Here is a 6,520-nt window from a genome sequence, read left to right on the forward strand (position 1 = left end):
CGTCAGGCTACAGCGGGAACGGCGCTCGAGAGCTTGCCGTCCACCATGTTCACCGCGCCGTGCATCCGCGGAAGGTGGACGAGGTCATGGGTGACGAGCAGGGTCGAGGTGTTCATCTCGCCCGTGAGCTGCAGGATCAGCTCGATGATGCTCGCCCCGCGTTCCTGGTCCAGGGCACTGGTGGGCTCGTCGACCAGGAGGGCGCTCGGGTCGTTCATGAGTGCCCGGGCGATGTTGACGCGCTGGCGCTGACCGCCGGAGAGCTGGTGGGGCCGCTTGTCGGCCTGGTCGCCCATTCCGACGGCGTCGAGGAGCGTCGCCGCACGCGCCGAGGCCGCTGCCCGGTGCTTCCTGCTGTCGGGAGCCCCGAGCTCGTTCATCACGGCCAGTTGTTCCTGCGCGGTCAGTGACGGGATGAGGTTGGACTGCTGGAAGACGATGCCGATCTTCGAGCGGCGGAGATCGGTGGCCTCCGCGGGATCCATGGTCGCCGTGTCGACGTCGTCGATCATCACGCGGCCCGAATCCGGGCGGATCAGCGTGGCGGCGACGGCGAGGAGACTGGACTTCCCGGAACCGCTGGGACCGGTGATGCCGGTGACCGTGCCGGGGTGGGCGGTGAGGGACACGTGGTCGACGGCGGTGATGCGGCTCTCCCCGTCGGGGAAGGTGAGGGTGACGTCATCGAGGTGGATCATCGGTTGCTCCCGAGTGCTGTGAGGGGGTCTGCGGAGGTGACGGACCGGAGTGCGAAGGCGGCTCCGGCCAGGCCCAGCGCGATCATGATCGCGGCGGGCAGAAGCGTGGTGAGGGGACTGAGGATGAAGGGCAGTGCCGACCCGAGGAGAAGGCCGAGGAGCACCACGATGCCCAGGCCGATCCCGATCCCGATGACCAGCACCACGAGCGCCTGGCCGAGCGCATCGCGCACCAGTGATCTGGTGCTCGCGCCGAGGGCTTTCAGGACGGCGACATCGCCCTTGCGCTGCATGGTCCAGACGGTGAAGAACGCGCCTATGACCAGACCCGAGATGCCGAACAGCATGGCGACCATGAGCAGGAGCGATCCGATCTCCGACTTGAAGGCACTCAGGGCCATCAGCGACCCGAGGGTGCCCTCCGAGACCGTCACTTGAGCGGCATCGGCTGCCTCCCAGTCGGGGGAACCGGTGACGGCGAGGACGGTGGCGAACGTGTCCGGGTTGCCCGTGGCCTCCGAGTAGGACTGCCAGTCGCCGAGGGTCATCTGCACCACCGTGGTGTGGCTGTACCAGCGCTCGCCGCCGATCTTCTCCACGGTGTACGAGGTGCCGGCGATGTCCACCTCCGAGCCGGTGGTGACATCGAGGTCCTCGGCTGCGGTCTCGGACAGGCTCAGGAGGCCGTCGCGTGACGGGGAGATCGACTCGAACCCGGGCGTGACGCCGAAGACGGCGATCGCTGCACGGTTGTCACCGGACTCAGCGCTGGTCTGGCTGATGCCGATCGGCTGCGCCGAGGACACCCCGTCCGTAGCGGCCCAACCCTCGGCCTGGTCCTCCGTGATCCTGGAATCGGCGAAGGTGGGACTCTCCTGGCTTCCGGACGGCGTGGAGAAGACCACGCGGTCGCCGGGCAGGTCGAGGACCGCTGAGATGTTCTGATTGGCGAGCCCGCCGGTCAGCCCGCTGAGGAAGCCGACGAGGACGGTGATGAGGCCGACGACGGCCCCGATGAGGACGAAGCGACCCCGCGCGAAGCGCAGATCGCGTAACGCGACGAACATGGTGTTCTTCCTTTCAGGTCACCGGAGGTGATGACACACTCAACTCTGCCGAACGGCGCGGTTCGGAACATCGGCCACCGGGACGTCTTTCCGGCACCGAACGAAGGGTCCGGGAGTCGTCCTTTCGGAGGATGGGTGCCGTGTGCCGGTCGCGTAGCATTCAGCCCATGGCCCGTACCGCACTGACCCCGGTCTTCGTGGGTCTGCGCACAGGGCTTCATGTCCTGTTCCTCCTCCTCACCGTCGTCGTGATCGTCCGCGCCGTGGTGCGCCCCGATGAGTACAGCGCCGTCGTCGTCGTCCTGTCCGCCGTCCTCCTCGTGGTCTACGCAGCCGGGGTGCTTCTGCCCCGCGGTCCCGGTGCCCGGGCAGTGGCGCTGCGCTCCGTGTGGGTGGGCGCTCTCACCCTCGGCTGGATCTGTCTCCTGGTGCTCACGCCGGACGCGGCCTATCTGGTGTTCGCCCTGTTCTTCCTCTACCTGCATCTGTTCGGTCGCTGGTGGGGTCCGGTCGCGGTCGTGGTCGCGACCGCCGTGGCGATCAGCGCACTGGCGCTCCACTCGGGCTGGACGGTGGGTGGCGTCGTCGGCCCCACGGTGGGTGCCGGCGTGGCCCTGCTGATCGGGCTGGGCTACGAGGCGCTGGCCCGCGAGGCGGAGCAGCGCGAACGACTCGTGCGCGAGCTGCTCGCCACCCGTGACCAGCTCGCGGTGACGGAGCACGAGTCCGGTGTCCTCGCCGAGCGCGGACGGCTGGCACGCGAGATCCACGACACCGTGGCCCAGGGACTGTCCAGCATCCAGCTGCTGCTGCACGCGGCCGAGCGAGCGGACGGTGAGCGCCCCGGCGTCGAGCACATCCGGCTCGCCCGGGAGACGGCGGCCGCCAATCTGGCCGACACGCGGCGCTTCATCCGCGAACTCACGCCTCCGGATCTTGACGACCAGGGTCTCGGGGGAGCGCTCCGCAGACTCGCCGGAACGCAGTGGGCGGCCCAGGGGCTCGAGGTGCGCGTGCGCGTCTCCGACACGGTCACCCTGCCGATGCACCTGCAGACCGCACTGCTGCGCATCGCGCAGGGAGCCGTCGCCAATGTCCTGCAGCACGCGCATGCCTCGACAGTCACCATCACCCTCGAGACCGATCAGCAGGAGGTCCGTTTCACGATCGCCGACGACGGCGAGGGCTTCGATCCGCAGGTCGTCACCGCAGCCGCCGGCGGCACGACGGACTCCTTCGGACTGCAGGCTACCGAGGAGCGCGTGCAGCAGCTCGGAGGCACGCTGACCATCGATGCCGCGCCGGGCCGCGGCACCACCGTCGTCGTGACGCTGTCCCAGGCGGAGGCGGCATGATCCGCGTCGTCATCGCCGATGACCACCCCATCGTCCGGGCGGGGCTCAAGGCCCTGTTCAGCATCGAGCCGGACATCGAGGTGGTGGCGGAGGCCGCCACACCGCAGGAAGCACTCGAGGCGTCCGTCCGCGAGAACCCCGACGTCGTCCTCATGGATCTGCAGTTCGGCAGCGGCGAGACGACGACGGGTGCCGGTGCCACCCGTACCATCCGCGCCCTCGACGCCGCTCCGTACGTGCTGGTGCTGACCAATTACGACTCCGACGCCGACATCCTCGGTGCCGTCGAGGCCGGTGCGAGCGGCTATCTGCTCAAGGACGCGCCTCCCCATGAGCTGATCAATGCCGTCCGTGCTGCAGCCGCGGGTGAGAGCGCGCTCGCCCCGGTGATCGCGTCCCGGCTCATGAACCGCATGCGGGAGCCGCGGGTCAGTCTCAGCTCGCGCGAGATCGAGGTGCTCGAGCAGGTCGGTGCAGGGCGCACCAATCAGGAGATCGCCGGAACCCTGTTCATCAGCGAGACCACCGTGAAATCGCATCTGGCACACATCTTCTCGAAGCTCGACGTCGCCTCACGCACCGCCGCCGTCTCCGTGGCGCGGCAGCAGGGGATCCTGCGCTGACGCGGGTCGCGTCCACTGCACGCGTCGGAGTGTGGACCGCACCCGAACCGCACACGGCGGTCACCAGGTCATCCGGTAGCACGGGCAACGCTCTCTGGCTCACCGCGACCGGGTCCGGAGCCGGATTTCGATGCCCTTCAGCACTCTGCCAGTCTGGAAGGTGTCCGTTGGACACGGCCAGCCCGAACAACACGAAGGAGTTCATCATGGCGAACAAGCAGGTCATCGTGGTCGGTGGCGGAATCTCGGGCCTCGTCTCGGCCTTCGAGCTGAGTGAGCACGACGACGTCGACATCACCGTGCTGGAGGCAGCGCCCGAGTGCGGCGGGAAGATGCGCGGCTACTTCAACACCTCGACCGGGCGCTTCGAGGAGCATTCGATCCGCGCGCTCTCCTCGACGTACTACTCACTGTTCGACGTCTTCGGACGCGCGGGCATCCTCGACCACCTCGAGCCCGTCTCCGAGTACATGTTCTACGAGCGCGCCAGCGGCAAGCACGTCGGGGTGGACCGTACCTCCTCCATCGACGCCGGCACGGTGCGGGAGCTGGTCGAGACCTTCGACCTCTCGGTCCCGGACATGATCCACCTCGCCCAGAAGATCCTCCACCACGTCAATGCCTCGGACGACGAGCGTGAGGAAATGGCCCACCAGAAGGCCGGCGACGTGATCGGCGTCGACGACTTCAGTCCTGCGACCCGGCAGTTCATCGTCAACTGGTTCGGGATCCTCACCGGCGCACGCATGCACAGCAAGGCCGTGGACATCATGGACAGCTTCCTGCTCATGTTCATGCCGATGACCGAGTCGCCGCAGTTGCCTCCCGGGGAGCACTCGAAGTCCTATTGCTTCAATCGGCCGACATCGCACGCCGTGGATGCGCTGGTCGAGCTTCTTGCCTCCCGCGGCGTGCGCTTTGAGTACAACAGCCGCATGACCAATCTGGTACCCAGGGGGGACCAGTACGAGGTACAGACGGACAGTGGCGCCATGGACGATCGTCTTTTCGACGCCGTGGTGCTGGCGGTGCCCCACGAGGTGATGTGGAGCATCGGGCTCATCGACAGTGGGCGACCGTTCAGCGACGAGTGGTCGTTCGGATCGCAGTTCCCCATGGACGAATTGCCCGATGCGCTGGCCTCGTTCGCGGGACGCTCCTACAATCTGTGTTTCGACGCGCCCTGGAACATCGTCTTCCAGATCCAGCACAACGGCAGTTTCTGGAGCGACGTCGAATTCCCCGAGGGTGCCCGCTACAACCTGTCTGCCACGTGCAGTTCACCGCACAACAAGGGTTCGCTGCACGGCAAGAGCTTCATGGACTGCACACCGGACGAGGCGCTGCACGAGATCCTCTACCAGCTCGGCATCGATGACGAGGCCGAGCGTACCGAGATCGTCCGCGGCGCGGTCTCCGACCCGGTCTACCTCGATTTCACCACCGACTGGGAATCCTCCGCGGCCGTGGAGACCACGGAATTCGGACCCAAGCACGCCGATGGCAACCGCTGGGTGAACAGGGCCCAGATCTACGTGCGTTCAGCCGAGGACCCGCAGGTGGAGCCCGGCACCTCGTTGCCCGGTGTATTCCTCGCCGGAGAAGTCGTCACCGTCCCGGGTAAGTGGAAGATTCCCACCATGGAACAGGCTGCCGTCTCGGGCCGCCAGGCCGCAGCGGCTGTGCTCGAGAACCTGGGGATCGGGCACGACATCGTCATCGATGTCGCGGAACTCGAGGGTACGACGCAGGCTCGCTGGGCGTCCGCGCTGCTGAGCGGGGTCACCGCGATCACGGACAGACTGCCGCAGCGGTAGGCCCCGGACGATCAGTGGAGCATCCCGTGCCGGCTTACGATGAGCCGGCACGGGATGCGCACTACCGCTGGTTCTTGCGAGGTTTTGCGAACAGGGTGTCGCTCGAGCCGGCCTTCGCCTTCTTGTCGGCCCGCTTCTCCAGGATCGACTTTCCCTGCTTCTTCGTGCCTGCACTTCTGGGAGATTTTCCCGACACAGGATCACCGCCTTTTCTTCTGTTGGTATCCCGACCATACGCGGTTTATTTATATTTACCAGTCCTCCTTTGCTTTTTTGCGCGTATTTCCCCTCAGGGCAAATTGTAAAGAATAATTTGTGGGCTAGGGTTAGTCATTCACCAATTCGTCTTTCTGCGTGATCGCACCATCGCAGGTGAGGTCATGCCCCACCCGAGGAGTCGACATGACCCACCCCGCCGCATCCGTCACCTGGCTCACACCTCAGGTCCATGCCCGTCTGCAGGCGGAGCTCGACGGGCTGATGGCTGCCCGCGGAGGCCAGGAGTCCGCCGAGCGGGTCGCAGTGGAGGCACGGATCCGCCAGGTGATGACAGTGCTCAAGGACGCACGTATGCATGAGCCGGCGGATGACGGCGTGGTGGAGCCGGGCATGCTGGTCACTGCGGTCATCGACGGCGAGCCCGAGGAGTTCCTCATGGGCAGTCGCGAGATCTTCGGCGACAGCGACCTGAACGTCTTCAGCGAGCGCAGCCCGCTCGGGCTCGCCATCCACGGGCTGAAGCCCGGCGAGACATCGTCCTACCCGACACCGCGCGGCAGGACCGTGTCCGTCTCGGTGGTCTCCGCCACCCCGTATGCCGGATCCGACATTCCGTCCTAGCTCCAATGCCGTGTAGTTAAGCGGAGGGCGGGGTGGTCAAGGAAGCTCGGTGTTGGGCGTGTCGCCGCTGGTGAGGCAACGGAACTCCGGTAAAGAGGGCATCGACTAGAACACTTCTCT

General features: G+C 66.5%; 6 protein-coding genes. 4 read left to right on the forward strand and 2 right to left on the reverse strand.

What is annotated here, in order from left to right; translation table 11 throughout:
* Positions 1-2 precede the first annotated feature (2 nt).
* Positions 3-698: an ABC transporter ATP-binding protein gene (locus E8P82_RS07895; protein WP_136453935.1), complete on the reverse strand. Its 696-nt coding sequence runs from the start codon at positions 696-698 to the stop codon at positions 3-5.
* Positions 695-1,765 carry an FtsX-like permease family protein gene (locus E8P82_RS07900; RefSeq protein ID WP_136453936.1) on the reverse strand — a complete coding sequence of 357 codons (1,071 nt, stop codon included), beginning with the start codon at positions 1,763-1,765 and terminating at the stop codon, positions 695-697. The genes E8P82_RS07895 and E8P82_RS07900 overlap by 4 nt, the downstream gene beginning before the upstream one ends.
* Positions 1,766-1,932: 167 nt before the next feature.
* Here E8P82_RS07900 and E8P82_RS07905 point away from each other — a divergent pair, with 167 nt between their 5' ends.
* From E8P82_RS07905 to E8P82_RS07920, 4 genes are all read left to right on the forward strand, one after another.
* Entirely contained in the window at positions 1,933-3,120 is a 1,188-nt protein-coding gene (locus tag E8P82_RS07905; protein WP_136453937.1) for a sensor histidine kinase, read from the forward strand.
* Entirely contained in the window at positions 3,117-3,743 is a 627-nt protein-coding gene (locus tag E8P82_RS07910) for a response regulator (protein WP_136453938.1), read from the forward strand. The genes E8P82_RS07905 and E8P82_RS07910 overlap by 4 nt, the downstream gene beginning before the upstream one ends.
* A 206-nt stretch (positions 3,744-3,949) precedes the next feature.
* Positions 3,950-5,560 (forward strand): FAD-dependent oxidoreductase, encoded by a 1,611-nt coding sequence (locus E8P82_RS07915; RefSeq protein WP_136453939.1) that lies wholly within the window; start codon positions 3,950-3,952, stop codon positions 5,558-5,560.
* 402 nt (positions 5,561-5,962) lie between these two features.
* On the forward strand, positions 5,963-6,400 hold the full coding sequence (locus E8P82_RS07920) for a GreA/GreB family elongation factor (protein ID WP_136453940.1): 438 nt from the start codon (positions 5,963-5,965) through the stop codon (positions 6,398-6,400).
* Positions 6,401-6,520: the final 120 nt, after the last annotated feature.

The sequence above is a fragment of the Arthrobacter echini genome, assembly GCF_004803505.1.
Taxonomy (GTDB): Bacteria; Actinomycetota; Actinomycetes; order Actinomycetales; family Micrococcaceae; genus Arthrobacter_D; species Arthrobacter_D echini.

Excerpts from the sequence above, each read along its gene's own strand:
- E8P82_RS07900 (WP_136453936.1), bottom strand. The coding sequence starts at position 1,765 with ATGTTCGTCGCGTTACGCGATCTGCGCTTCGCGCGGGGTCGCTTCGTC.
- E8P82_RS07905 (WP_136453937.1), top strand. The coding sequence starts at position 1,933 with ATGGCCCGTACCGCACTGACCCCGGTCTTCGTGGGTCTGCGCACAGGG.
- E8P82_RS07915 (WP_136453939.1), top strand. The coding sequence starts at position 3,950 with ATGGCGAACAAGCAGGTCATCGTGGTCGGTGGCGGAATCTCGGGCCTC.
- E8P82_RS07920 (WP_136453940.1), top strand. The coding sequence starts at position 5,963 with ATGACCCACCCCGCCGCATCCGTCACCTGGCTCACACCTCAGGTCCAT.
- E8P82_RS07910 (WP_136453938.1), top strand. The coding sequence starts at position 3,117 with ATGATCCGCGTCGTCATCGCCGATGACCACCCCATCGTCCGGGCGGGG.
- E8P82_RS07895 (WP_136453935.1), bottom strand. The coding sequence starts at position 698 with ATGATCCACCTCGATGACGTCACCCTCACCTTCCCCGACGGGGAGAGC.